The organism is Frondihabitans sp. PAMC 28766 (genome assembly GCF_001577365.1).
GTDB lineage: Bacteria > Actinomycetota > Actinomycetes > Actinomycetales > Microbacteriaceae > Frondihabitans.
Genome location: NZ_CP014513.1, coordinates 2,478,331 through 2,503,482, shown reverse-complemented (window position 1 = coordinate 2,503,482; position 25,152 = coordinate 2,478,331). Strand labels below are relative to the sequence as shown.

The window sequence follows — 25,152 nt, the reverse complement described above, 5'->3', positions numbered from 1 at the left end:
AGTCTAAGCGGGTCGCCTGGGCGAGTCGAGCCCTCAGGCTCCGAAGCCCTCTCGCGTGTCGAGACGAGCCAGAAGGATGGCCTCACTCAGGATCGAGCGGTGTAGGACGCCCAGGTGCTGCGACTCGTTCGGGCTGTGGGCTCGCGTGTCGGGGTCCTCGACGCCGGTGACGAGGATCTGCGCCTCGGGGAACACCTCGGCGAGGTCCGAGATGAACGGGATCGAGCCGCCGATCCCGGTCTCGACCGGCGTGGTACCCCAGCCCTCCTCGAGCGCGGTCATGCCCTCGGCGAAGCCCCAGCCGGTCGTGTCGACGACGAACGGGTCGCCGCGGTCGACGTCCGAGATCTCGATCGTGGCGCCGAACGGAGCGTGCTCGACGAGGTGGGCGCGCAGCGCCTCGAACGCCTCGTCGGCGGTCTGGCCGGGGGCGACGCGAGCGCTGATGCGCACCGAAGTCGACGGGCTCAGCGTGTTCGACGCGTTCGCGACGGTCGGCGCGTCGATGCCGGTCACCGTGATCGACGGCTTCGACCAGAGGCGGCTGAGCACGTGCCCCGTGCCGATCGGCGTGACGCCCTCGAGCAGCGCAGCCTCGGCACGGAGCTTCGCCTCCGGGTAGTCGGGGTAGTCGTTGTCCTGCCCCGTCATGCCGGCGACCGCCACGGATCCTGCGTCGTCGTGGAGGGTGGCCAGCAGCTTGATCATGGCCATCATGCCGTCGGGCACCGCCCCACCGTACATACCCGAGTGCGAGGCGTGCTCGAGGGTCTTGACCGTGAGGCGGAAGGTCACGTTGCCGCGGAGGCCCACCGTGAGGGCCGGAACGTCGATGCTCCAGTTGTCCGCGTCGGCCACGATGATGAGGTCGGAGGCGAGCTCTGACCGGTGCTGCGCGAGGAAGTTCGTGAACGAGCGCGAGCCGAACTCCTCCTCGCCCTCGATGAAGACGACGATGCCGACCTGCAGGTCGTCGCCGATGACCTCGGCGGCGGCGCGGAGGGCGCCCACGTGCGTCATGACGCCGGCCTTGTCGTCAGAGGCGCCGCGGCCGTAGAGGCGGTCACCGCGCACGGTGGGCTCGAACGGCGGAGTCTCCCACAGGTCGTGGTCGCCCTCGGGCTGCACGTCGTGGTGCGCGTACAGGAGCACGGTCGGGCGGCCGTTCTTCGCCGTACGGGTAGCGAGGACGGCGGGATGCCCGAGCACGTCGCCCTCGATCGGCGCCCGGCTCGTCTTCACGGAGTCGAACAGGCCCGTGCTCTCGACCAGGGCCGCCACGGCGTCGGCACTGGCGGAGACGGTCGACGGGTCGAAGGCATCCCACGAGACCGACGGGATCCTGACCAGAGCGGACAGATCGGCGATCGCTTTCGGCAGGCCGCCCTGGACGGCTTCGCGCAGCTTGTCTGCGAGTTCGGGGTCGGTCGGCTCGACGGGGTGTGAGGTCACGGTCATGACAGGTAATCTTAGGTACTCCGACTCACACCAAGGATCTCCTCGTGGCCAAGGCACCCATCATCTCCCCGACAACTCGACCGACGACTCGGGCTCCCAGGTCGTCGGCAAGGGCCGCCCGACGCCGAGCAGGCGTGAGCGCGAGAAGGCGAACCTCCGGCCGCTGGTCGCGACGGGCAAGGAAGCGCAGAAGGCCCAGCGTGACCGCGTCGCCGAGCAGCGCAACCGCGCCCGCATCGGAATGGCGAACGGCGAAGAGAAGTTCATGCCGGCCCGCGACAAGGGGCCGCAGCGCCGCTTCGTGCGCGACTACGTCGACGCGCGGTACAGCGTCGGCGAGCTGCTGATCCCGATGATGGTGCTCATCCTCATCCTGACGGCGGTGCCCGCGGTCTCGCGCTACTCGACCTACATCATCTGGGCCTACCTCGTCATTGCGATCGTCGACTGCCTGCTCGCCGGGCAGCGCATCAACAAGAAGCTCGCCGAGAAGTTCGGGGCTGACAACGTCGAGCGCGGTCTGCGGCTGTACGTCGGCATGCGTGCCTGCCAGCTGCGCGTCATGCGTCAGCCCAAGCCGCAGGTGAAGCGCGGGCAGCACCCCGCTCTGTAGCGCGTCAACTGGTCGTGGTGACGGTTCTGCTCAGCCGCGACGCAGGGCGAGCAGGCCGCGGTTGATCGCGCGGGCCCACAGCGGCCCGAGATACAGGAATCCCGTGTAACCCTGCACCAGTGTGGCCCCGGCTTCGAGGCGCTCGTGCACGTCGGCCGCGGTGAACACTCCCCCGACCGAGATCACGCACAGCCCGGCCGGCGCCGAGTCGCGGATGATGCGCAGCACGTCGAGCGATCGCGGCGCCAACGGCGCCCCGGAGAGCCCCCCGGCGCCGGCCGTCTCGACGTCGCGCTTCGACGAGGCGAGGCCCGCCCGAGAGAGCGTGGTGTTCGTGGCGATGATGCCCGCCAGGCCGAGCTCGACGACCAGGTCGGTCACGCGGCGGATCGCGTCGTCGTCGAGATCCGGCGCGATCTTGACGAGCACCGGCGTGCGGCCTGCGGCGTCGCGCACCGCGGTCAGGAGGGGTGCCAGCTTGTCGATCTCCTGAAGGCCGCGAAGGCCCGGAGTGTTGGGCGACGACACGTTGACGGCGAGATAGTCGGCGAGCGGGGCCAGCAGCCGAGTCGAGATCAGGTAGTCGTCGACCGCGTCGTCGACGTCGACGACGCGGCTCTTGCCGATGTTGACGCCGATCACGGGACGGTGACGAATGTGACGCGCTCGCCCGACCTCGCCGGCCGCTTTGACGGCGCCCCCGTTGTTGAATCCCATGCGGTTCACCACCGCGTGATCGGCCGCCAGGCGGAACAGGCGCGGGCGGTCGTTGCCGGGCTGGGGTTTCGCCGTGATGGTGCCCACCTCGACGTGCCCGAAGCCGAGCACACCGAGGCCGGCGATCCCGCGGGCGTCTTTGTCGAATCCTGCCGCCACGCCGAAGGGCGACGGGAAGGTGAGACCCAACGTGTCGACGCGCAGCGACCGGTGCGGCTTGGTGAAGCGCCGCACGATGCCGCCGAGGTGCAACCGCGGGACGGCGCGGATGAATGAGAACGCGAAGTGATGCGCCCACTCGGGGTCCGTGCGCACGAAGAACTTCGCGAAGATGAAGTGGTAGAGGCCCTTGTCGCCGACGCCGGGCTCGGAGGTCATTCGGCGGCCGCCGACGCCTCGCGCGCAGGTTTGCCGGCGTGCTCGGCACGCAGCTGGCGGATCGAGTCTTCGAAGTCGTCGAGCGACTCGAACGCCTGATAGACGCTCGCGAATCGCAGGTAGGCCACCTCGTCGAGCTCACGGAGGGGCGGCAGGATCGCGAGCCCCACCTCGTTCGCATCGATCTGAGACGCGCCGCTGGCCCGGACGGCCTCCTCGACCTTCTGCGCCAGCACCGCCAGGTCGCCGTCGGTGACCGGTCGGCCCTGGCACGCCTTGCGCACGCCCGAGATGATCTTCTCGCGGCTGAAGGGCTCGAGCACGCCGTTGCGCTTGATCACCGCGAGGCTCGCGGTCTCGGTCGTCGAGAAGCGGCGACCGCAGTTCGGGCACTGCCTCCGGCGGCGGATCGAGGTGCCGTCGTCGCTGGTGCGGGAGTCGACTACGCGGGAATCGGGGTGACGGCAGAAGGGGCAGAACATCGTGCACCAAGGTTACCGCGAGGAGTCGGGCCCCAGGATGCCACGGGGCCGCGAGTCAGGGTCGTTCGAGGCGCGCCGAGACGGCCTCGCCGTGCGCCGGCAAGAGCTCGGCCTGCGACAGGGCGACGAGGCGTTCGGCCACCTCGGCCAGCGGCTCGGCCGTGTAGCGGACGATCTGCTGCGGGCGCAGGAAGGTGTAGGCGCCCAGCCCCGACGAGAACCGGGCCTGCCCGCCTGTCGGCAGCACGTGGTTCGACCCGGCGAGGTAGTCGCCGAGGCTCACCGGCGTGCTCGGCCCGACGAAGATCGCGCCGGCATTCAGGATCAGCGCGAGGACGGCCTCATCGTCGGCCGTCTGGATCTCGAGGTGCTCGGGCCCGTAGGCATTGCTGAAGGTTGCGGCAGTCGCCAGGTCGTCGACCAGCACGAGGGCCGACTGCGGCCCGGTCAGCGCAGTCGTCACGCGCTCGGCACTCCGGGTGCGCGGGGTCAGCCGGGCGACCTCGGCGTCGACGCGCTCGGCCAGGGCGGCCGAGTCGGTGACCAGCAGGGAAGAAGCCTGCTCGTCGTGTTCGGCCTGGCTGATGAGATCGACGGCGATGAGCGTGGCATCGGCCGATGCATCGGCGATGACCAGGATCTCGGTCGCCCCGGCCTCCGCGTCGATCCCGACTCGGCCCCGGACGAGGCGCTTCGCGGCCGCGACGAAGTTGTTGCCCGGGCCGGTGATCACCTGGACGGGCTCGAGCCCGAGGTCGTCGACACCGTAGGCGAGCGCGCCGATCGCCCCGGCACCGCCCATGGCGTAGACCTCGTCGATACCGAGCAGGCCGGCCGCGCCGAGGATCGCCGGGTGCACCGACCCGCCGAACTCGGCCTGCGCTGGAGACGCGAGAGCGATCGACTTGACGCCGGCGACCTGGGCGGGGACGACGTTCATCACGACGCTCGACGGGTAGACGGCCTTGCCGCCGGGTACGTAGAGGCCGGCGCGGGCGACGGGCTGCCACCGCTGCACGATGGTGGCGCCGGCTGCGGGGTGAGTGGTCTTCGACTCGGGCACTTGCGCGCGGCTCGACTCGGTCACGCGGGCGATCGACTCGGTGAGCGCGGCGCGGACGAGAGGGTCGAGCCCGGCGACGGCATCGGCGATGGCCGCGGCCGGTACACGAAGGGCGGCGGGGCGCACGCGGTCGAAGCGCTCGGCCTGTTCGAGCAGGGCAGCGGACCCGTGCTGGCGCACGTCGTCGATCAGAGTCGCGGCGGCCGCGGTCGCGTCGTTCACGTTGCCCGTGGCGCGGGGCACGATCGCAAGCAGCTGCGCCGAACTGAGGGTCTGACCGCGGAGGTCTGTGAGCGTCATCATGGCCCACCCAGCCTACCGGCCGCCCTCCGGCCTGACTCTGGCCGGCTGACTCACGCCCGCAGCCCTCACTACCGCCGCGAGATGGCCCGTCCGACGGATCAGAGCTCGCCGCGCGGTCGGACAGGCCATTTGACACCGTGCCGCGATGCGATCCCGGCCGCGACATCGCGACCACGGTCGCCCCTGGGCTCCGCGAGCGACGAACGTGGCGATTTCACGCAGACGCGAGCGCTGGCCGCGGCCGCCCGTCACTGGCAGTGGCCCCGGATCGCATCAGAGCAGACGCTAGAGCAGACAGCCGGGCCCGAGCAGGCTCTTGAGCTCGCCGTAGAGGTCGGCGGTGATGTCGACCGGCAGCGGGATCTCGAAGGTGCGGGCGTTGTCGCCCTTGAGCAGCCGCAGCCGCACCTCGGTGTCGCCGGCGTGGCGGCCGAGGACAGCGCCGAGCTCGGCGACGACGTCGGTGGTCGCCCGGAACTCGGGCATGCTCAGCACGAGTGGACCGTTGCTGGCGGCGACGCCGAGGTCGGGCATGAAGATGGTCACGGCGTGGAGGTTCTTGCCGTCGTCGCGCACACCGACCCGGCCCTTGAGCACGACCACCGAGTCACCCACGAGCGTCGGCCCGAACTCTTGATAGGTCTTGCCGAGGAACATGACGGAGATCTCGCCCGAGAAGTCTTCGACGGTGATGATGCCGTAGGGGTTGCCCGAATTGCGGGCGACGCGGTGCTGCACGCTCGTGATGAGGCCTGCGACCGTGACGGTCTCGCCGTCGATGGAGTCGTCGGCGGCCGTGATCGTCGAGATCGTCGTCGACGCGTGCTTGGCCAGCGCCAACTCGAGCCCGGCCAGCGGGTGGTCGGAGACGTAGAGGCCGAGCATGTCGCGCTCGAACGCCAACTTGTCGCGCTTCGACCACTCGGGCCGCGGCGGGACCTGCTGCACCTGGGCCGGTTCGTCCCACAGCGAGTCGAAGTCGAAGCCGACCTGGCCGTTGGCCTCGGCTCGTTTCTCGCTGACGGCCGCTTCGACGGCGCCCTCGTGGATCTCGACGAGGGCACGCCTCGTGTCGCCCATCGAGTCGAACGCGCCGGCCTTGACCAGCGACTCGACCGTGCGCTTGTTGGCGACGGGGATCGGCACCTTGCGCAGGAAGTCGTGGAAGGAGGTGAACGCGCTCTCTTTCTGACGGGCGGCGATGATGTGGTCGACGACGTTGAAGCCCACGTTGCGGATCGCGCCCATGCCGAAGCGGATGTCTTCGCCGACGGCGGCGAAGAAGCCGATCGACTCGTTGACGTCGGGCGGCAGCACCTTGATGCCCATGCGGCGGCACTCGTTGAGGTAGAGGCCGAGTTTGTCGCGCGAGTCGCCGACGCTCGTCAGCAGCGCTGCCATGTACTCGGCGGGGTAGTGCGCCTTGAGGTAGGCCGTCCAGTAGGAGACGACGCCGTAGGCGGCCGAGTGCGCCTTGTTGAAGGCGTAGTCGGAGAAGGGCAGCAGGATGTCCCAGATCTTCTGCACGGCGTCGGCCGAGTAGCCGTTGTCGAGCATGCCCTGCTGGAACCCGGCGAACTGCTTGTCGAGCTCGCTCTTCTTCTTCTTGCCCATGGCGCGGCGGAGGATGTCGGCCTGGCCGAGCGAGAAGCCGGCCAGCTTCTGTGCGACGCTCATCACCTGCTCTTGGTAGATGATCAGGCCGTAGGTGCCGCCGAGCACCTCGCGCAGCGGCTCTTCGAGCTCGGGGTGGATCGGCGTGATCTCTTGCAGGCCGTTCTTGCGCAGCGCGTAGTTCGTGTGCGAGTTCGCGCCCATGGGACCCGGGCGATACAGGGCGATGACGGCTGAAATGTCTTCGAAGTTGTCGGGCTTCATCAACCGGAGGAGCCCGCGCATGGGGCCGCCGTCGAGCTGGAAGACGCCCAGCGTGTCGCCGGAGGAGAGCAGATCGTACGCGCCCTTGTCGTCGAGCTCGAGGTCTTCGAGCACGAGGTCGAAGTCGCGGTTCGACTTGATGTTGTCGAGGGCGTCGTTGATGATCGTGAGGTTGCGGAGCCCCAGGAAGTCCATCTTGATCAGGCCGAGCGCCTCGCTGGCCGGATAGTCGAACTGGGTGACGATCTGGCCGTCCTGCTCGCGCTTCATGATCGGGATGATGTCGATCAGCGGGTCGCTCGACATGATCACGCCAGCGGCGTGCACGCCCCACTGGCGTTTCAGGCCTTCGAGCCCGAGCGCCGTGTCGAAGACGGTCTTCGCCTCGGGGTCGCCCTCGACGACGGCCCGGATGTCGCCGGCCTCTTTGTAGCGGGAGTGCTCGCGGTCGAAGATGCCGGTGAGCGGGATGTCCTTGCCCATGATCGCCGGCGGCATCGCCTTGGTCAGCTTCTCACCCATGCCGAACGGGAAGCCGAGCACGCGGGAGGAGTCTTTGAGCGCCTGCTTCGCCTTGATCGTGCCGTAGGTGACGATCTGGGCGACGCGCTCGGAGCCGTACTTGTCGGTCACGTAGTTGATGACCTCGGTGCGGCGGCGGTCGTCGAAGTCGACGTCGAAGTCGGGCATCGAGACGCGGTCGGGGTTGAGGAAGCGCTCGAAGATCAGCCCGTGGCGCAGCGGGTCGAGGTCGGTGATTCGCATGGCGTAGGCGGCCATCGACCCGGCGCCCGAGCCACGGCCCGGCCCCACGCGGATGCCGTTGTCTTTCGACCAGTTGATGAAGTCGGCGACCACCAGGAAGTAGCCGGGGAAGCCCATCTGGCGGATGACGCCGACCTCGTAATCGGCACGCTCGCGCACCTCGTTCGGGATGCCGTCGGGGTAGCGGTAGTCGAGGCCCTTCTCGACCTCTTTGACGAACCAGGTGTCTTCGGTCTCGCCCTCGGGCACGGGATACCGGGGCATGTAGTTGGCCTCGGTGTCGAACTTGACCTCGCAGCGCTCGGCGATCAGGAGCGTGTTGTCGCAGGCCTCGGGGTGGTCGCGGAAGAGATGGCGCATCTGCGCAGCCGTCTTGAGGTAGAACTCGTCGGCGTCGAACTTGAAGCGGTTGGGGTCGGACAGGGTGGAGCCCGACTGGACGCAGAGGAGGGCCGCGTGGCTCGTCGCGTCGTGCTCGTGCGTGTAGTGGAGGTCGTTCGTGGCGACGAGAGGCAGGTCGAGCTGCTTGGCGAGCTTCAGGAGGTCGCCCATGATGCGCTTCTCGATGCCGAGCCCGTGGTCCATGATCTCGGCGAAATAGTTCTCTTTGCCGAAGATGTCGCGGAAGTCGGAAGCCGCCTTCAGCGCCTCGTCGTACTGCCCGAGACGGAGGCGTGTCTGCACCTCGCCGCTGGGGCAACCGGTGGTGGCGATGAGGCCGGAGGAGTATTCGGAGAGCAGCTCGCGGTCCATGCGGGGCTTGAAGTAGTAGCCCTCGAGCGAGGCCTTCGACGACAGGCGGAAGAGGTTGTGCATGCCCTCGGTCGTCTCGGACAGGAGGGTCATGTGCGTGTACGAACCGGCGCCCGACACGTCGTCACGGCCTCCGTCGCCCCACTTGACGCGGGTCTTGTCGGAGCGGTGCGTGCCCGGCGTGATGTAGGCCTCGGTGCCGATGATCGGCTTGAGGCCGGCGGCGGTCGCGGTCTTGTAGAAGTCGAACGCGCCGAACATGTTGCCGTGGTCGGTGACCGCCACGGCGGGCATGCCCTGCTTGACGGCCTCGTCGACCATGGGCGCCACGCGGGCCGCGCCGTCGAGCATCGAGTATTCGCTGTGGACGTGCAGGTGCACGAAGGAATCGGTGCTTGTCGGCAACGGCTCTCCTGTGAAAATCGACCGCTCGAGTAGTGGACTTCTTAGAGACTAACGGCGACCGCCGACACGGCTCGGCGTGTCGCGCGGGTCGGTCGGGTCAGGCGGCCCGAAGCACTTCAAGTGCGAGTTGAAGGTCTGCGGGATACTCCGAGCGGAACGACACCCACTCTCCCGTCGCCGGGTGGTCGAAGCCGAGCTGGACGGCGTGCAGCCACTGCCTCGTGAGGCCGAGACGCGCCGACAGCGTCGGGTCGGCGCCGTACAGCGTGTCGCCGACGCAGGGGTGCCGCTGCGCGGCCATGTGCACCCGGATCTGATGGGTGCGGCCGGTCTCGAGGTGCACCTCGAGCAGAGACGCGGCACGGAACGCCTCGACGGTCTCGTAGTGCGTCACCGAGGGCTTCCCGTCGACCACGACGGCGAACTTCCACGACGACGAGGGGTGTCGGCCGAGGGGTGCGTCGATCGTGCCGACGAGCGGATCGGGGTGGCCCTGCACGACGGCGTTGTAGATCTTCTCGACCGTCCGCTCGCGGAAGGCCTGCTTGAGGATCGTGTAGGCGCGCTCGCTCTTGGCGACGACCATGAGGCCCGACGTGCCGACGTCGAGCCGGTGCACGATGCCGGCGCGCTCGGCGGCGCCGCTGGTGGCGATGGTGAAGCCCGCGGCGGCGAGTCCTCCGAGCACGGTGGGGCCCGTCCAGCCCACCGACGGGTGCGCGGCGACACCGACGGGCTTGTCGACGACCACGAGGTCGTCGTCGTCGTAGACGATGCCCATGCCCGGCACGTCGACCGCCACGACGGTCGGCCCCTGCTTGGGCTCCCAGGTGACCTCGAGCCAGGATCCGGCATCCAGGCGATCCGATTTGCCGACGGCCTTCTGGTCGACGGTCACACCGCCTGACGACGCCACTTCGGCGGCGAAGGTGCGACTGAACCCGAGCAGTTTGGCGAGGGCGGCGTCGACGCGTTCGCCGGCCAGCCCGTCGGGGACGGGCAGCGACCTGGTCTCGCTCACGAGGGCGACTCGGTTGGCCGGTCGGCGGCGGGCTCCGTCGGCTGCGAGACAGCGCGGTCGTCCGCGAGATCGGCCTCGATCGCTTCGACTTCGAGGGCCCGGTCTTCGGCGGCCTGCGCCTGCGCCACGGCGCCGTCGGCGTCGGCCGTCGTCGGTCGCTTGGACGCGCGGCGCCCGTCGAGCCCGACCCCGAGCAGAGTGAGCAGCAGCAGCAGGCCCATGCTCGAGACGATGAACGTGTCGGCGATGTTGAAGATGGCCGGCAGGATCCAGGGGAGGTAGATGAAGTCGACGACGTGGCCGACACCGAACCCCGGCTCGCGCAAGAGGCGGTCGGTGAGGTTGCCACAGGTGCCGCCGAGCAGCATGCCGAGCATGAGGGCCCAGCGGGTCGACTGGATGCGGCGGATCAGCACGACGATGGCCGCGACGACAGCTGCGGCGACGAGCGAGAAGATCCAGGTCTGGCCCGTGGCGAACGAGAAAGCGGCGCCCGGGTTCTTGACGAAGTGCAGGTGCAGAAGACCACCGAACAGCGATCTGTCTTGGCCCACCGTCATGCTCGAGACGATGAGGTGCTTCGTGCCCTGGTCGAGCAGATAGACGACGACAGCGACGAAGGCCAGTGTCAGCAGAACGCGGACACTGGCCTTCGGGGCTGCGGAGGTGCTCGACCGAGGGGACGAGCTAGTTGCTGCCAAAGCCCTGAGCGGACACGGGCTCGGGCGTCGACGAGGCGTCGCCCTCGAACTCGCGCAGTTGGCCCTCGATGTACGACTTGAGCTTCGAACGGTAGTCGCGCTCGAACGTGCGCAGGTCGTCGATGCGGTGCTCGAGGCCGATGCGCTCGTTATCGAGGCGCTCGACCTGGGCGCGCTGCTCGGTCTCGATCTTCTGCTGGCGGGCGGCGAAGTCGGCCTCGAAGGCGTCGTTCTTGGCCTTCTGCTCGGCCTCGACCTGGGCGACCTGGGCGCGGTGCTCGTTCTCGAACTGCTCGACCTGCGCCTTCTGCGCGGTCTCGGCCTCGGAGACGATCCGAGCGGCGGTGGCGTGACCCTCGGCAATGAGCGCGTCGCGCTTCTCGATGCCTTCGCGCACGTGCTCTTCATGCAGGCGGCGAGCGAGCTGCAGGAGGTTGTTGGTGCTGGTGGTCTCGTCGACGGACGGGGCGACGTAGGCCGGCGCCGCGGCGACAGCAGCCGGGGCGGCGGGCTCGGGCGCGGCGACCGGCTCGGGCGCGGCAGCGACGGGCTCGGGTTCGACGACCGGCTCGGGCTCGGGTGCCGGCGTGGCGGCAACGGGTGCCTCGACCGGCGCGGGCGCAGCCGAAGCGGTGCGCTGCATCTCTTCGGCCTTCGAATCGCTCGTCGCGAGGCGCTGCCGCAGGTCTTCGTTCTCTTGGCCGAGTCGGCGGAGTTCGACGACCACTTCGTCGAGGAAGTCGTCGACCTCGTCTTGGTCGTACCCCTCACGGAACTTGGTCGGCTGGAACCGCTTGTTGACTACGTCTTCAGGCGTCAAAGCCATTGCCGTCACCTCGTGAATCTTCTGGATCATGGTCTGGGTGATGCCCCGGATTGCCCGCCGGGTGAACGGCAGGGCGCACGCAGAGCACCGTGCGTTGACAGCCTACAACGACAACAGTCGACCTGACCTGAAGGCTGAAGGTCGTGCCGCGCGGAATGTCGCGAAGGGCATGGCGTCAATCACGACGCGCAGGGAGCCGGTCAGTACGAGTGGCTGAGGCTTGACGCGACGCTCATCAGGATCACGACGATCAGCATCACGATGCTCCAGCCGAAGTCGAGCGCCACCGAACCCAGGCGAATGGGCGGGAGGACACGCCGCAGGGCTTTGATGGGCGGGTCGGTCACCGTGTAGGTGACCTCGGCGAGGATGAGGAGCACCCCGCGGGGCCGATACGACCGGGCCACCGACCGCGTCAGATCGTAGATGAACCGCGCCCACATCAGCAGGAAGAAGATCAGAAGGGCGACGTAGACGATGGACGCGATCAGGTGGACGATCATGGGTGGGCCATCAACTCGCACGGCTCAGGCGCAGGGTGCCCTGCGGGGGTAGGACTCAGGAAAGGGGTGTCACGACTGGGCGAAGAACGACGCCTCGATGTCGGACTCTACCTCAGCCTGATCCCCGCTCACTGCGATGTGCGACGGCGAGAGCAGGAACACCTTATTGGTGACGCGCTCGATCTTGCCGTAGAGCCCCTGCGACAGACCGCTGGCGAAGTCGACCAGGCGGCGCGCGTCGCTCTCGCTCATCTGCGACAGGTTGATGATGACGGGGATCCCGTCGCGGAAGCTGGCGGCGATCGACTGCGCGTCCTTGTACTCGCGCGGGTGGACCGTAAGGATTTCGTTCATCTCGGTGGGGGCCGCAATCTTTGTCGACGTGGGGCGACGCAGAGGCGTCACGGGTGCGCGGGTGGGCGTGGGGGCGGCTGCGGCCTGCGCGGGCGAGGCCGGTGCGCGCTTCTGCGAGGCGCGGGCGGTGGCCGGGGCGTGCGACGACGAGGCGTGCGGCGCGGGAGCCTGCTGGGGCACGGGCTGCACGACGGGCTGCGGCACGGTCTCCTGCGCGTCGGCCGCGGCGCGGTCGTGCTGGTCGTCGTACTCGAGCTCTTCGTCGGCGAGGCCGAGGTAGATCAGGCTCTTCTTCAGCGGGTTCGCCATGGTGTCCTCCGTCTAGCAGTCCCGAACAAATCGTGTGCGGCCAGATTAACGAGCGTCCGGGCGGTTTCCCGTGATTGCCGTTCCGATTCGCAGGTGTGTCGCGCCTTCCGCGATCGCCTCGGCGAAGTCGTGCGACATCCCGGCGGAGATGGCGGTCGCCGCACGGTCGAGCGAGATCACGCGTTCGCTCATCCCCCGCAGCCGGGCGAAGGCCCGGCCGGGCTCCTCGTCGAGGGGCGCCACGGCCATCACACCGCGCAGCACGATGCCGGGGGCCTCGAGCACGCGCAAAGCCGCCTTCTCGAGATCCTGCTCTCGCACCCCGCCCCGCGCCGGGTCGTCGGTGAGGTTGACCTGCACGAACCCGTCGATCACCGAGCCGTCGTCCGAGGCGAGCGCGTCGATGACCGAGTCGCGGTCGAGCGAGTGCACGGACGACGCGTAGGCGCGCGCCTGTCGGGCCTTCTTCGACTGCAGCTGGCCGACGAAGTGCCAGCGGAGCCCGGAGAGGTCGGCGGTCTCGAGAGCCTTCGCCTGGGCCTCCTGGTGGCGGTTCTCGCCGACGTCGCGGAGCCCCAAAGCGTGGAGCTCGCGGACGAGCGACGCCGGGTGGAACTTCGTCACCACGATCGTCGTGAGCTCGGCGGGGTCGCGGGACGCCGAACGGGCCGCGTCGGCGATACGCCCGAAGACGTCGTCGACACGGCCCGCGAGTTCAGAGCTGTCAGCCGTGATACGACCCTCTATTTCAGGAAGTCGGGGACGTCGAGGTCGTCGTCACCGTCGTCGAACACCGGGTCGGGGCTCTGCGTCGCAGGCTCTTCGGCGCGCTGGTACGAGGGCACCGAGCCGCTGTCGGCGATCGCGCTGACGCCGGCGACCGTGGTGGTGGCGGGGCCGTCGGTCGCGACGAAGCTCTCGCGGCGCTCTTTCGACTTGGTAGTCGGCTCGCCGTTGTCGAAGCCGGCGGCGATCACTGTGACGCGGACCTCGTCGCCGAGGGTGTCGTCGATCACGGCGCCGAAGATGATGTTGGCCTCGGGGTGGACGGCCTCCTGCACCAGGCGGGCGGCGTCGTTGATCTCGAAGATGCCGAGGTTCGAGCCGCCCTGGATGGAGAGCAGCACTCCGTGGGCGCCGTCGATGGACGCCTCCAGCAGAGGCGATGCGACTGCCAGCTCGGCGGCCTTGATCGCGCGGTCGGCCCCGCGGGACGAGCCGATGCCCATCAGCGCGGATCCTGCGCCCTGCATCACGCTTTTGACGTCGGCGAAGTCGAGGTTGATGAGCCCCGGGGTCGTGATGAGGTCGGTGATGCCCTGCACACCGGCAAGCAGCACCTGGTCGGCCGTGCCGAAGGCCTCGACCATCGAGATGCCGCGCTCGGAGATCTCGAGGAGGCGGTCGTTCGGCACCACGATGAGGGTGTCGACCTCTTCTTTGAGCTGTGCCACGCCGGCCTCGGCCTGAGCCTGGCGGCGACGGCCCTCGAAGCCGAACGGCTTCGTGACGACACCGATCGTCAAGGCGCCGATCGACTTGGCGATTCGAGCCACGACCGGAGCACCGCCCGTGCCGGTGCCACCGCCCTCGCCCGCGGTGACGAAGACCATGTCGGCCCCGGCGAGGGCCTCCTCGATCTCTTCGGCGTGGTCTTCGGCGGCGCGACGGCCCACCTCGGGGTCGGCGCCGGCGCCGAGACCGCGGGTGAGCTCGCGGCCGACGTCGAGCTTGACGTCGGCGTCGCTGAGCAGCAGCGCCTGGGCATCGGTGTTGATGGCGATGAACTCGACTCCGCGGAGACCGAGTTCGATCATGCGGTTGACGGCGTTGACGCCACCGCCGCCGACACCGACGACCTTGATCACGGCGAGGTAGTTATGGTTCGTTGTCACGTCCGGCCTCCGGCTGAAAATACGGGAAAATCACAAGAGCTGACTCGCGCCTAACCCTAAACATCTACTTGAGGGTTAAAGTTATGCGGAGTATGCATATCGTGCAGTCACAAGGTAGGTGCGCGAACTGGCCCCCGCCTCGATGTGTTCCGCGTGTCGCGAAACACCGCGGCGAATCGGTCTCACTTGGTGCGGATGATGCCGTTGTCGGGCGCCGAGACGTCGTACTCGACCGACTGGTTCGGGTTCGTGGCCTTGTGGCTCTTGATCAGGCCGGTCAGCAGCTGAGCCTTCTGCGTCGACGAGTCGGCGCCGCCCCAGACGACCTGTTCGCCCGTCGTGAGCCCCAGCGTGACGTCGTTGGGAGTCGATGCCGAGACCGTCTTCACGGTCGCCCGGAGCTGGGCCGGCAGCGACAGCAGCACCTCGGCCGCTGCCCGATAGACGGTGCCGTCGACCGTCGCGCCCTTGATGTCGACCAGCGGCACGCCGGCCGGCTGCTTCGGAGACGTCGAGATGACGATGCCCGCCGGGTCGACGAGCTCGAAGGTCGTGCCGACTTTCACCGACGCGATCGGCTCGCGCTCGGTGATCCTGATCACCAGGGTGTGGGGCGGTCGGGTCTCGGTGACGTACGACTCGATCAGCGGGAAGTTCGACAGGTCGTGCTTGACGGTGGTGAAGTCGACGGTCGCGAGGGGCTTGCCGATCTGGCCGTCGAGCGACTTGAGCACGGCGGTGCGATCGACCCGGCTCGTGCCCTCGACGTCGATGTGCTGCAGCGACAGCAGCGGCGAGAAGACGCTGATCGTGACCGACCCCACGAGCACGACCGCGACGGCGCCCGCCGTGATCCAGGTGGCGCGCCGATGTCGGCTGCGGCGGGTGAAGCGGCGCACCTCGGCGCGCTCGACAGCGCGGCGGGCCGCGCGGGCTCGGCGCGCGAGGCGACGCGCGGCGACGGAGCGCTGGCGCGCCTCGGCCTTCGACGTGTCACGAGCGGGGAGGAACGCAGGATCGGCGGGCTCGGCTTCACGTGTCGGCCCCGGCGCCTCGGTCGGCCGCGCCTTCTCGGCGGGCCGTGTGGCGGTCGTGGTGCTGGTCGCGGTGCTGGTTGCGGCCCTGGTCTTCGAGCGCTCCGCCTGCGCCTGGTCTCCTGCCGCTGCACGTGTCGGCTCGGCCGTCGCCGACTCGGGCGACGCCTCCGCCTTCGGCCGCGGCGGCGGAACCCGGTCGAACCCCTCGGGACGCTTCATCGGGCCTCGGTCACTCCCCGCGCCCGGCGACGCGGCGGCCGCGACTTCGGTGCGCTCGAGGCTGCCGAGCAGCTGCGGCACGATGCGGTAGACGTCGCCGCAGCCGAGGGTGATCACGAAGTCGCCGTCGCGGGCGACCTCGGCGACGCGGTCGGCGGCCGCCTGCCAGTCGGGCACGTAGTCGACCTTCGACGCGTCGTGGAAGCGCTCGGAGACGAGAGCCCCGGTGACACCGGGCACCGGGTCTTCGCGCGCGCCGTAGACGTCGAGCACGACCGTGTGGTCGGCGAGGGTCTCGTAGGCGTCGGCGAACTCCCCCGCCATCATCTGCGTGCGGCTGTAGAGGTGCGGCTGGTGCACGGCGATGAGACGGCCGCCGCCGACGACCGAGCGCGCGGCCTGCAGGGCCGCCTGCACCTCGGTCGGGTGGTGCGCGTAGTCGTCGTAGACGCTGACGCCGCGCACGGTGCCGTGCAGTTCGAAGCGGCGCTGAGTGCCGCCGAAGATCTCGAGCCCCGAGATCGCCTCCTCGGGGGTGAGGCCGACGCCGACGAGCACGGCGTAGGCGCCGGCCGCGTTGAGGGCGTTGTGGTGCCCGGGCACGGCGAGCTGCACGCGCCGGTCGACGCCCTCGTGCGAGAGCGTGAAGGCGACGGGGCCGGAGGAGGTGACGTCGGAGACCTTCACGTCGGCATCCTGCGCCCGGCCGAACGTGACGACTCGCGAGGCATCGAGCGACTTCGTGACCTCGACGGCCCCGGTGTCGTCGCTCGAGATGACGACGAACTCGGCCGCAGCCGAGGCGAACTCGACGAACGCCTGGTCGAAGGCCTCGCGCGAGCCGTAGTGATCGAGGTGGTCGGCGTCGACGTTGGTGATGAGGGCGATCGAGGTGTCGTAGAGCAAGAAGGAGCCGTCCGACTCGTCGGCCTCGATCACGAAGAGGTCGTCGCCGCCGCCGCGTGCGCTGACGCCGAGCGACTGGATCACGCCGCCGTTGACGAAGTTCGGGTCGCGGCCGGCCTCGAGCAGCGCCGTGATGACCATGCCGGTCGACGTCGTCTTGCCGTGGGCGCCGGCGACCGAGACGAGACGGTGGCCGCCGATCAGCCAGGCGAGCGCCTGCGAGCGGTGCAGCACCGGGATGTCGTGGGCGAGGGCGTACTGGTATTCGGGGTTGTCCTGCCAGAGGGCACCGGTGACGACCAGCGTGTCGGCGTCGCCGACGTTGGCGGCGTCGTGCCCGACGGCGATCGTCGCGCCGAGGTCGCGGAGGGCCTGGACGTTGGCGCTCTCGCGCGAGTCGGAGCCGGTCACCCGGTGCCCCTGGGCGAGGAAGACGCGGGCGATGCCGCTCATGCCCGAGCCACCGACACCGACGAAGTGGACGCTGCCGATGGTCTCGGGCAGGGGTTGGTCGAGGTCGGGCTTGATCATCGCCCCTCCGATCGGGTCGCAGCAGCGGGGGGAACGTGAGGCGCCGGCGCAGAGCTCTGTGCTGACCGCGGCGTCGCCTCGAGCACGAGGTCGACCATTCGATCGGCGCCGTCGCGAACGCCGACGGACGCGGCGCGCGCCGCCATGTCGGCGATCCGGGCCCGATCGAGCAGAGTCGGCACCAGCTCTTTGCGCACCCACGCCGGAGTGAACTGCTCGTCGGCGACGATCTCGGCTCCGCCGGCGGCGACGACGTCAGTGGCGTTGAACCTCTGCTCGCCGTTGCCGACGGGGTACGGCACCAGGATCGAGGGCAGGCCGAGGGCGGTCAGTTCGCTGACCGTCGCCGAGCCCGAGCGCGAGACGACGAAGTCGGCGGCCGACAGTGCCAGGTCCATCCGGTCGCAGTACCTCAGCAGGTGGTAGTCGGCGAGCGAGGTCGACGTCAGATCGGACTTCTCGCCGGTGATGTGCAGGATCTGCCACCCGGCGCCGAGGATCGCCTCGGCCGAGCGCGAGATCGTGTCGTTGAGACGCCGAGCCCCGGTCGAGCCGCCGGTGACGAGCACGGTGGGCTTGGCGGGGTCGAGCCCGAAGTACTGCTGCGCCTCGGAGTGCGTCGCACGGCGGTCGAGCGTCTCGATCTCGTCGCGGAGAGGCATGCCGACCTGGCGCGAGTGGCGCAGCTTCGTCGAGGCGAAGACCACGCCGACGTGCGTGGTGACGTACGACCCGAGCACGTTCGCGATGCCGGGCTTGGCGTTGGCCTCGTGCACGACGATAGGCACCTTCGACCGCCACGCTGCGAGGTAGGCGGGGGCGGCCGCGTAGCCGCCGAACCCGACGACGACGTCGACGTGGTGCTCGCGCAGCAGACGTCGAACCCCCGCGATGGACGAGACGATGCGCTTCGGGAACCGCAGGGCTGCGCCGTTGAGACGGCGAGGGAAGGGCAGACGCGGCACTGTGAGCAGCTCGTAACCACGAGCGGGCACGAGGCGCGACTCGAGGCCCTCGGCCGTGCCGAGCACCAGGATCGTCGCATCGGCTTCGCGCCGCCGCAGCCGATCGGCCGTGGCGAGAAGCGGATTCACGTGGCCGGCAGTGCCGCCGCCGGCAAGCAGGTACGTCGTCACCGGAGAGACCCTACCGTCTCGCGCGCCGGGGCTGCTGGGATGCTGCTGGTCGGCGACTGCCGCACGAACGAGAGCACGACGCCGATCGCGAGCAGTGCGAAGATGAGCGATGATCCTCCCGCGGATATCAGGGGTAACGGGACGCCGAGGACGGGCAGGAGGCCGAGCACCACAGCGACGTTGACGAACGCCTGGCCGATCAGCCACATCATGATGGCGCCGGTCGTGATGCGGACGAAGGCGTCGTCCGAGCGGCGCACGACCTTGAAGAACGACACGGCGAGCACGATGAACAGGCCGAGCACGACGCACGCGCCGATCAACCCGAGCTCCTCGCCGATGATGGCGAAGATGAAGTCGTTGTCGGCCTCGGGCAGCCACGACCACTTGGCCTTGGAGTTGCCGAGCCCGACACCGAAGACGCCACCGGAGGCGAGGGCCCAGATGCCGTGGGTCGTCTGCCAGCAGGTCGACTGGTAGGCCTCGGCGGTGGAGCAGCCAGAGAGCCAGGCCGAGATGCGGCTGGTGCGCGAATTGCCGCCCAGCGTGACGACGGGGATCATCACCAGGATCGCGATCAGCGGCACGACGAGGAAGCGCAGGGGCACACCGGCCAGGAAGACCGCGACGCCGACCTCCATGAGGATGATGAGCGTCGTGCCCAGGTCGCCGCCGCGCATGACGAGGGCCACGGCGATCAGCACGACCGGCACCAGTGGCACGGCCACCTGCTTCCAGTCGGCTAGCTTGTTCTGCTTTCGCACCAGGATCGCCCCGATCCAGATGGCCAGGGCGAGCTTCAAGAACTCCGACGGCTGCGCGCTGAACGAACCGATATGGATCCAGTTGCGGTTGCCCTGGATGTCGACGCCGAGGGGCGTGAAGACGAGCAACTGCAAAAAGAGCGCCAGGCCGAGGAAGTGCCACGAGTACTTCTGCCAGAACGACACCGGGGCCCGCGTGGCGATCAGCATGAGCGGCACGCCGATCGCGGCGAAGATGCCCTGGCGCACAAAAGCGCCGAAGAAGTCGTGCGTGGCGACGTACTGCTCGACACTCGACGACGACAGCACCATGACCAGGCCGAAGACCGTGAGGAAGAGCGCGGTGCCGAGCACGACGAAGAACGTCGACCCCTCGGCGGCGAAGATCTTCTTGACCCGGACGACGGCCGCGCCGTTCGCGCTGAAAAGCGATGACTCGGCGAGTGTCGGATCCGCGGCCGGCGAAGCCCTAGGGGTTCGGCGTCGCGGGAGGCTCGATGGCGTGTCGGCCATCGGCGTCACCTCCCAGGTGTTCGTGGACTGCCCGGGCGAACGCGTCGCCGCGGGCGCCGTAGTCGGCGAATTGATCGAACGATGCCGCTGCCGGCGCGAGCAGGACGGTGTCTCCCGGCTCGGCGACCGACGCCGCGAAAGCCACGGCCCGCGTCATCACGAGTTCAGTGTCGGTCTCGTCGACCTCGAACAGCGGTATGCCGGGCGCGTGTCGCTCGAAGGCTTCCCTGAGTATCTGCCGGTCGGTGCCGATCAGCACGGCCGCCTTGACCCGGTCGGCGATGTCTTCGACCAGGGGCGCGACGTCGACGCCCTTGAACAGGCCGCCGACGATCCAGATCGGCGACTTCGCTGCGCGGAGCGACGCCGAGGCCGCGTGCGGGTTCGTCGCCTTCGAGTCGTCGATCCAGTCGATGCCGTCGCTGGCCGCGACGGGCTCGGACCGGTGGTGGTCGGCGTGGAAGACGCTGACCGCGAGCTGGATCGAGTCGGGCGCCACGTCGATCGCCCGGACGAGGGCGGCGGCGGCGAGCACGTCGGCGACCAGGTGGTCGGCGCCGAGCCCCGACGAACGCAGGGTCTCGAGCGTGGTGAGCTCGAGTGCCTTGTTCTGGCGGTCGGGCAGGAAGGCGCGGTCGACGAGCAGGTCTTCGGCGATGCCGAAGTCGCTGACGGGAGGGAGGTCGAGACCGAAGCCGACGGCGCGGCAGCCTTCTTCAACGTCGGCATCCTGCACCAGGCGCATCGTGGTCGCGTCGGCCCGGTTGTAGACGCAGGCGACGCGGGTGTTCGCGTAGACGCGACCCTTGGCCGCGCGGTAGGCGTCGGCACCGCCGTGCCACTCGAGGTGGTCGTCTTCGACGTTGAGGCAGACGCTGGCAGCAGGATGCAGGGCACCCGGGCCCTGGAGCGGCAGGTAGTGCAGTTGGTGGCTGGAGAGCTCGACCGCCAGCACGTCGAACCCGTTGGGCTCTCGCACGGCGTCGAGCACGGGCAGGCCGATGTTGCCGCAGGCGGCGACGCTCTTGCCGTCGGCTGCGACCATGGCCGCGACGAGCTGGGTGGTCGTCGTCTTGCCGTTCGTGCCGGTGACGAGCAGCCAGTCGGCCACGGGCGTGAACTTGTCGCGCACGCGCCAGGCGAGCTCGACGTCGCCCCAGACCGCGGCCGGTGACGCCGCCGCCCACAGCACGATCGGGTGGTGCGGTGCGAGGCCCGGGCTCACGACGACGACCTCGGGGTCGAACCCGACCAGCTCGGCGGGGGCCGCCTCGAGGTCGGAGGGCACGAAGCCGACGCCGATCACGCTCAGAAGGTCGGCCCTCTCGGCCGCGGGGCCCTCCTGGGCCTGCGGCGCGACCACGAGCACCTCGGCGCCCAGCTCGGCGAGAGTGTCGGCCGACGAGAAGCCGCTGACGCCGAGGCCGAGCACGGCGACGCGCAGACCCGTCCAGTCGGCGTGCCAGCTGACGAGCGTGTCGAGTCGGCGCTGCTCTGGAGTGCCGTCGCTCACGACTTGCTGATCCACTCGAGGTAGAACACGCCGATTCCGGCCGCGACGAAGAGCCCCGCGATGATCCAGAAGCGCACCACGACCGTCACCTCGGCCCAGCCCTTGAGCTCGAAGTGGTGATGCAAGGGGCTCATCAGGAAGATGCGCTTGCCGTGCGTCAGCTTGAAGTAGATCCGCTGCAGGATCACCGAGCCGGTCACGACGAGGAAGAGGCCGCCGATCAGCACGAGCAGCAGCTCGGTGCGGCTGAGGATCGCGAGGGCCGCCAGGGCACCGCCCAGGCCGAGCGAGCCGGTGTCGCCGAGGAAGATCTGCGCCGGCGACGTGTTCCACCACAGGAAACCGATCAGGCCGCCCGAGATGCAGGCCGCGACCACAGCGAGATCGAGCGGGTTCGTCGTGTTGTAGCAGGCGGCGTGCACGGCCCTGAGGCTGAAGCACGACTGGTTGGACTGCCAGAAGCCGATGAAGATGTACGAGCCGAGGGCCAGGATCGACGCACCGGTCGCGAGGCCGTCGAGCCCGTCGGCGACGTTGACGCCGTTCGAGGCCGACACCGTGATCAGCGTCACCCAGATCGCGAAGGCGATGCCGCCGACGATCGGCCCGAAGACGAACAGGTTGAGCCACGGGATGTCGCGCACGCCCGAGATGAAGTGCGAGGCCGCGCTCATCGCGTGCGGGCCGTTGTGGATCGACAGCGCGAGGGCCGCGAAGACGACGGCGACGATGACCTGGCCGAGGATCTTGGCCCAGCCGGTGAGCCCGAGGCTCCGCTGTCGGCGCACCTTGGTGAAATCGTCGAGGAAGCCGACGAAGCCGAGGCCCACCATCATGAGCAGCACGAGCATGCCCGAGAGGGTCAGCGGGTCGCCGCCGACGATGTGCCCCACGAAGTAGCCGAGCACCGTGCCGAGGATCAGCACCGTGCCCCCCATCGTGGCCGTGCCGCGCTTGGTGTGGTGCGACTGCGGGCCGTCGCTGCGGATGAACTGGCCCCAGCCGAGCCGGTGGAACAGCTTGATGAACAGCGGCGTCAGCAGCAGCGTGAAGACGAGCGACACGCCGCCGCCGATGAGGAGCGCGATCACGCGGTCACCCCGCCGAGGCGGTCGCCGAGGAACCGGAGCCCTGCCGACTTGGACGACTTCACGAGCACGACGTCTCCTTCACGCAGGTCGGGGTGCAGCGCCTCGTAGGCGGCCTCGATGTCGGGCACGAGCATCGACTCGCCGTCCCACGACCCTTCGAGGCCGGCCGCCATGTGGATGTGCCGGGCGCCGTCGCCGACGACCACGAGCTTCTGGATGTTGAGGCGCACGATGAGCCGGCCGATGCGGTCGTGCTCTTCGAGCGCGTACTCGCCGAGCTCGGCCATTTCGCCGAGCACCGCGATGGAGCGCTGCTCGGGGCCGACGATCGTGGCGAGGGTCTTGAGGGCCGCGGCGACCGAGTCGGGGCTGGCGTTGTACGCGTCGTTGATCACGGTGACGCCGCCCTCGACGGGCAGCACCTCCATGCGCCAGCGCTCGGCGCGCGTGACGCCCTCGAGCACGGTGGCGGCGCGATCGACGTCGAGACCCCACTCCCCCGTGACCGTCAACGCGGCGAGGGCGTTCATGACATGATGCTCGCCCAGGATGCGGAGTGCGACGCGGCGGGTGGCGCCGGGCGCGTGCAACGTGAACGAGGTGCCGTCGGCGGTCACGTCGATGTCGCTCGCGCGATAGGTCGCCTCGTCGCCGAGACCGAAGCCGACGACGCGGGCTCTGGTGATCTCGGCCATGCTCGCGACGCGGAAGTCGTCGACGTTCAGGATCGCGGTCGCCGTCTCGGGCAGATCGGTCACCATCTCCGACTTCGCCTTCTTGGTGGCCTCGATGCCGCCGAACTCGCCCGCGTGGGCGAGTCCGACCTTGAGCACGACGCCTGTGTCGGGCTGTGCGATCGACACCAGTCGAGCGATCTCGCCCGAGCCGGAGGCGCCCATCTCGACCACGAGGTACTTCGTGCCCTCGTCGATGCGGAGCATCGAGATCGGGGCTCCTACGTGGTTGTTGAACGACCCCTCGGGCGCGACGGTCGGGCCGAGGTCGGACAGGATCGCGCGGAGCATGTTCTTGGTGCTCGTCTTGCCGTTGGAGCCGGTGATGCCGACCACTCGCATCCTGCTGTCGTCGTCGGCCGCTGACTCGCGGACGCGGGCGACGACCTCACGGGCCAGGTCGGCGAGGGCTGTGACGCCGTTCTCGACGACGATCACCGGGGCGATCGTCGAGGCGGCGCTCTCGGCGACGATCAGGGCGGCGCCCTGCTCGACAGCCGCAGGCACGAACAGGATTCCGTCGGTCACCTCGCCGGGCAGCGCGAAGAAGATCGAACCAGGCGTGACGAGACGCGAGTCGGTCTCGACCGAGCCGTCGACCCGATCGGTGTCGACCGCGGGGGCGGCAAGGACGAGCCGGCCGCCGACGATCGAGGCGATCTCGGCGAGCGTGAGCGCGATCACTCGGCCCACCCGGCCTCGCGCAGCGCGGCGCGAGCCTCTTCGCGAGCGGAGTAGGGCGTGCGGATGCCGCGGATGTCGCGGTAGTCCTGATGCCCGGGGCCGGCCCACAGGATCGAGTCGCCCTCGTCGGCCAGCGAAACGGCCTTGCGGATGGCCGCCTCGGGCGGGCTCACCTCGTAGATCTCGTGATCCGGGTAGGCCTCGCGGGCGGCGTCGACCAGTGCCTTGCGGATCGAGTCGGGGTCTTCGAAGCGGGGGTGGTGGTCGGTGACGACCAGGATGTCGGACCCCGCTGCCCCGACTCGCGCCATCTCGGGGCGTTTCGTGGTGTCGCGGTCGCCATCGGCGCCGAACAGCATGATGACCTTGCCCGGCGTGAAGCGACGCACGGCCTTCAGCGTGTTGAGGAAGGCGTCGGGACTGTGGCCGAAATCGACGAACACGCTCGGCCCGCGCTCGCCCGAGACGCGCTCGGTGCGGCCGGGCAGGTAGGCGACGATGCCTCCGTCTTCGTCGAGCGCCTGACCGATCGCCTCGAGCTCGAAGCCGCCCTCGACCATCATCACGATGGCGAGAGCCGCATCGGCGGCCATGTGCCAGCCGATCATCGGCACGCGGGTGACGAGCGAGCGCCCCTCGGGGCCGGAGAGCCGGAACTCGGTGTAGGCCGCCTTCTCGTCGAGCAGCTCGACCTTCCAGTCGGGCTCGCTCTGACCCTCGGCGAGCGGAGGCACCATTGCGATCGTGGTGACCGGGATCCTGGAGGCCTCGACCACTCGCTGGCCGTAGGGCGAGTCGAGGGACACGACTGCGCGTTTCGCCCGGTCGGGCTGGAAGAGGGGCAGCTTCGCCTGGAAGTACTCCTCCATGTCGGCGTAGTCGTCGAGGTGGTCGTGGCTCAGGTTCGTGAAGCCTGCGACGTCGAAGACGAGGCCGTCGACGCGGTTGCGGCTGAGGGCCTGGGCGCTGACCTCGACAGCGACGGCGCGCACCTCGGACTCGCGCATGCGGGCGAGGAGGGCGTGCATCTCGCTGGCCTCGGGCGTGGTGAGGCGCGAGACGACGGTGAGGTCGCCGATGTGTCGCTCGGCCGTCGATGACAGGCCGGTGACGAGACCGAGCTGCTTCAAGACGCCCTCGAGAAGGTAGGACGTGGACGTCTTGCCGTTCGTGCCGGTGACGGCGAACAGCAGCGGGGCGTGCTCGTTCGTGCGATACACCCAGGCCGAGACGTCGCCGAGGGCCGCGCGCGGCGAGTCGACGAGCACGACGGGCAGGCCGCTGTCTTTCGCCAGTTCGGCGCCTTTCGCGTCGGTCAGGATCGCGACGGCGCCGCCGTCACGCGCCTCGGCGGCGAACTCGGCGCCGTGCCGGTGCGCGCCGGGCATGCCGACGTACAGGTCGCCGGGGTGCAGGTCGCCGGTCGAGAGAGTCACGCCGGTGATCTCGATGCCGTCGAGCGACGAGATGTGCTCGAGTCCGAATTCGCTGGCCAGCTGGCCGAGCGACCTCGCCGAGGGATGTTCCGGTCGCAGGACCGGGGGGATCCGGGCACTCAAAGAATCCTCATTTCTTGCCAGGCTGGCTGACGGAGCGGGAC

Annotated in this window: 20 protein-coding genes and 1 pseudogene; 1 reads left to right on the top strand and 20 read right to left on the bottom strand. The window is 69.3% G+C overall.

Features of this window, described 5'->3' with window-relative positions; genetic code table 11:
* Positions 1 to 33: 33 nt before the first annotated feature.
* Positions 34 to 1,458 carry a dipeptidase gene (locus tag AX769_RS12035; protein WP_066279594.1) on the bottom strand — a complete coding sequence of 475 codons (1,425 nt, stop codon included), beginning with the start codon at positions 1,456 to 1,458 and terminating at the stop codon, positions 34 to 36.
* Here AX769_RS12035 and AX769_RS12030 point away from each other — a divergent pair.
* Positions 1,457 to 2,071, top strand: coding sequence for a DUF3043 domain-containing protein (locus tag AX769_RS12030; protein WP_082763785.1), 615 nt, complete (start codon positions 1,457 to 1,459; stop codon positions 2,069 to 2,071). The two genes, AX769_RS12035 and AX769_RS12030, sit on opposite strands and share 2 nt — an antisense overlap.
* Positions 2,072 to 2,101: 30 nt before the next feature.
* Here AX769_RS12030 and AX769_RS12025 read toward each other — a convergent pair whose 3' ends face one another.
* The 19 genes and pseudogenes from AX769_RS12025 to AX769_RS11940 form a co-directional block, all read right to left on the bottom strand.
* A complete protein-coding gene (locus AX769_RS12025; RefSeq protein ID WP_082763783.1) occupies positions 2,102 to 3,166 on the bottom strand; it encodes a quinone-dependent dihydroorotate dehydrogenase in 1,065 nt (354 codons plus the stop codon).
* Positions 3,163 to 3,648 carry a transcriptional regulator NrdR gene (gene nrdR, locus AX769_RS12020; RefSeq protein WP_066279591.1) on the bottom strand — a complete coding sequence of 162 codons (486 nt, stop codon included), beginning with the start codon at positions 3,646 to 3,648 and terminating at the stop codon, positions 3,163 to 3,165. The genes AX769_RS12025 and nrdR overlap by 4 nt, the downstream gene beginning before the upstream one ends.
* Before the next feature lie 55 nt (positions 3,649 to 3,703).
* Positions 3,704 to 5,014, bottom strand: a complete 1,311-nt coding sequence (hisD, locus tag AX769_RS12015; protein WP_082763781.1) for a histidinol dehydrogenase — start codon at positions 5,012 to 5,014, stop codon at positions 3,704 to 3,706.
* Positions 5,015 to 5,299: 285 nt separating this feature from the next.
* Positions 5,300 to 8,761 carry a DNA polymerase III subunit alpha gene (gene dnaE, locus AX769_RS12010; protein WP_066283601.1) on the bottom strand — a complete coding sequence of 1,154 codons (3,462 nt, stop codon included), beginning with the start codon at positions 8,759 to 8,761 and terminating at the stop codon, positions 5,300 to 5,302.
* Positions 8,762 to 8,912: 151 nt separating this feature from the next.
* Positions 8,913 to 9,836 (bottom strand): RluA family pseudouridine synthase, encoded by a 924-nt coding sequence (locus AX769_RS12005; RefSeq protein WP_066279588.1) that lies wholly within the window; start codon positions 9,834 to 9,836, stop codon positions 8,913 to 8,915.
* Positions 9,833 to 10,537: a signal peptidase II gene (gene lspA / locus AX769_RS24005; protein ID WP_239451770.1), complete on the bottom strand. Its 705-nt coding sequence runs from the start codon at positions 10,535 to 10,537 to the stop codon at positions 9,833 to 9,835. Before lspA ends, AX769_RS12005 begins: the two co-directional genes overlap by 4 nt.
* The gene (locus AX769_RS24000; RefSeq protein ID WP_066279586.1) at positions 10,524 to 11,363 is read right to left on the bottom strand and encodes a DivIVA domain-containing protein; all 840 of its coding nucleotides are present in this window, start codon (positions 11,361 to 11,363) and stop codon (positions 10,524 to 10,526) included. Before AX769_RS24000 ends, lspA begins: the two co-directional genes overlap by 14 nt.
* 200 nt (positions 11,364 to 11,563) lie before the next feature.
* On the bottom strand, positions 11,564 to 11,866 hold the full coding sequence (locus AX769_RS11990) for a YggT family protein (RefSeq protein WP_066279583.1): 303 nt from the start codon (positions 11,864 to 11,866) through the stop codon (positions 11,564 to 11,566).
* A gap of 69 nt (positions 11,867 to 11,935) precedes the next feature.
* Positions 11,936 to 12,529 carry a cell division protein SepF gene (locus AX769_RS11985; RefSeq protein ID WP_066279580.1) on the bottom strand — a complete coding sequence of 198 codons (594 nt, stop codon included), beginning with the start codon at positions 12,527 to 12,529 and terminating at the stop codon, positions 11,936 to 11,938.
* Positions 12,530 to 12,574: 45 nt separating this feature from the next.
* Positions 12,575 to 13,264: a YggS family pyridoxal phosphate-dependent enzyme gene (locus AX769_RS11980; protein WP_066279575.1), complete on the bottom strand. Its 690-nt coding sequence runs from the start codon at positions 13,262 to 13,264 to the stop codon at positions 12,575 to 12,577.
* An 8-nt stretch (positions 13,265 to 13,272) separates the two neighbouring features.
* Positions 13,273 to 14,424 carry a cell division protein FtsZ gene (gene ftsZ / locus AX769_RS11975; protein ID WP_066279573.1) on the bottom strand — a complete coding sequence of 384 codons (1,152 nt, stop codon included), beginning with the start codon at positions 14,422 to 14,424 and terminating at the stop codon, positions 13,273 to 13,275.
* Between the two features lie 182 nt (positions 14,425 to 14,606).
* Complete coding sequence (locus AX769_RS25230; RefSeq protein ID WP_239452034.1) at positions 14,607 to 15,680, bottom strand: FtsQ-type POTRA domain-containing protein; 1,074 nt, start codon at positions 15,678 to 15,680, stop codon at positions 14,607 to 14,609.
* Positions 15,681 to 15,692: 12 nt separating this feature from the next.
* Positions 15,693 to 17,117: pseudogene (gene murC, locus AX769_RS25225) on the bottom strand (UDP-N-acetylmuramate--L-alanine ligase); the annotation flags it as partial.
* A complete protein-coding gene (locus AX769_RS11965) occupies positions 17,114 to 18,253 on the bottom strand; it encodes a glycosyltransferase (RefSeq protein ID WP_066279572.1) in 1,140 nt (379 codons plus the stop codon). The pseudogene murC and the gene AX769_RS11965, both read right to left, overlap by 4 nt.
* Positions 18,250 to 19,530: a putative lipid II flippase FtsW gene (gene ftsW / locus AX769_RS11960; RefSeq protein ID WP_066283598.1), complete on the bottom strand. Its 1,281-nt coding sequence runs from the start codon at positions 19,528 to 19,530 to the stop codon at positions 18,250 to 18,252. Before ftsW ends, AX769_RS11965 begins: the two co-directional genes overlap by 4 nt.
* A complete protein-coding gene (murD, locus tag AX769_RS11955) occupies positions 19,487 to 21,043 on the bottom strand; it encodes a UDP-N-acetylmuramoyl-L-alanine--D-glutamate ligase (RefSeq protein WP_066279569.1) in 1,557 nt (518 codons plus the stop codon). The genes ftsW and murD overlap by 44 nt, the downstream gene beginning before the upstream one ends.
* Positions 21,040 to 22,134, bottom strand: a complete 1,095-nt coding sequence (gene mraY / locus AX769_RS11950) for a phospho-N-acetylmuramoyl-pentapeptide-transferase (RefSeq protein ID WP_066279565.1) — start codon at positions 22,132 to 22,134, stop codon at positions 21,040 to 21,042. Before mraY ends, murD begins: the two co-directional genes overlap by 4 nt.
* Positions 22,131 to 23,552: a UDP-N-acetylmuramoyl-tripeptide--D-alanyl-D-alanine ligase gene (gene murF, locus AX769_RS11945; RefSeq protein WP_066283597.1), complete on the bottom strand. Its 1,422-nt coding sequence runs from the start codon at positions 23,550 to 23,552 to the stop codon at positions 22,131 to 22,133. Before murF ends, mraY begins: the two co-directional genes overlap by 4 nt.
* Complete coding sequence (locus AX769_RS11940; protein WP_066279562.1) at positions 23,549 to 25,111, bottom strand: Mur ligase family protein; 1,563 nt, start codon at positions 25,109 to 25,111, stop codon at positions 23,549 to 23,551. The genes murF and AX769_RS11940 overlap by 4 nt, the downstream gene beginning before the upstream one ends.
* Between the last annotated feature and the right edge of the window lie 41 nt (positions 25,112 to 25,152).

Excerpts from the sequence above, each read along its gene's own strand:
- AX769_RS11990 (WP_066279583.1), bottom strand. The coding sequence starts at position 11,866 with ATGATCGTCCACCTGATCGCGTCCATCGTCTACGTCGCCCTTCTGATC.
- AX769_RS12025 (WP_082763783.1), bottom strand. The coding sequence starts at position 3,166 with ATGACCTCCGAGCCCGGCGTCGGCGACAAGGGCCTCTACCACTTCATC.
- AX769_RS24000 (WP_066279586.1), bottom strand. The coding sequence starts at position 11,363 with ATGGCTTTGACGCCTGAAGACGTAGTCAACAAGCGGTTCCAGCCGACC.
- AX769_RS12035 (WP_066279594.1), bottom strand. The coding sequence starts at position 1,458 with ATGACCGTGACCTCACACCCCGTCGAGCCGACCGACCCCGAACTCGCA.
- ftsW (WP_066283598.1), bottom strand. The coding sequence starts at position 19,530 with ATGGCCGACACGCCATCGAGCCTCCCGCGACGCCGAACCCCTAGGGCT.
- AX769_RS11985 (WP_066279580.1), bottom strand. The coding sequence starts at position 12,529 with ATGGCGAACCCGCTGAAGAAGAGCCTGATCTACCTCGGCCTCGCCGAC.
- hisD (WP_082763781.1), bottom strand. The coding sequence starts at position 5,014 with ATGATGACGCTCACAGACCTCCGCGGTCAGACCCTCAGTTCGGCGCAG.
- AX769_RS12030 (WP_082763785.1), top strand. The coding sequence starts at position 1,457 with ATGACAGGTAATCTTAGGTACTCCGACTCACACCAAGGATCTCCTCGT.
- AX769_RS25230 (WP_239452034.1), bottom strand. The coding sequence starts at position 15,680 with ATGAAGCGTCCCGAGGGGTTCGACCGGGTTCCGCCGCCGCGGCCGAAG.
- dnaE (WP_066283601.1), bottom strand. The coding sequence starts at position 8,761 with ATGCTCGACGGCGCGGCCCGCGTGGCGCCCATGGTCGACGAGGCCGTC.
- nrdR (WP_066279591.1), bottom strand. The coding sequence starts at position 3,648 with ATGTTCTGCCCCTTCTGCCGTCACCCCGATTCCCGCGTAGTCGACTCC.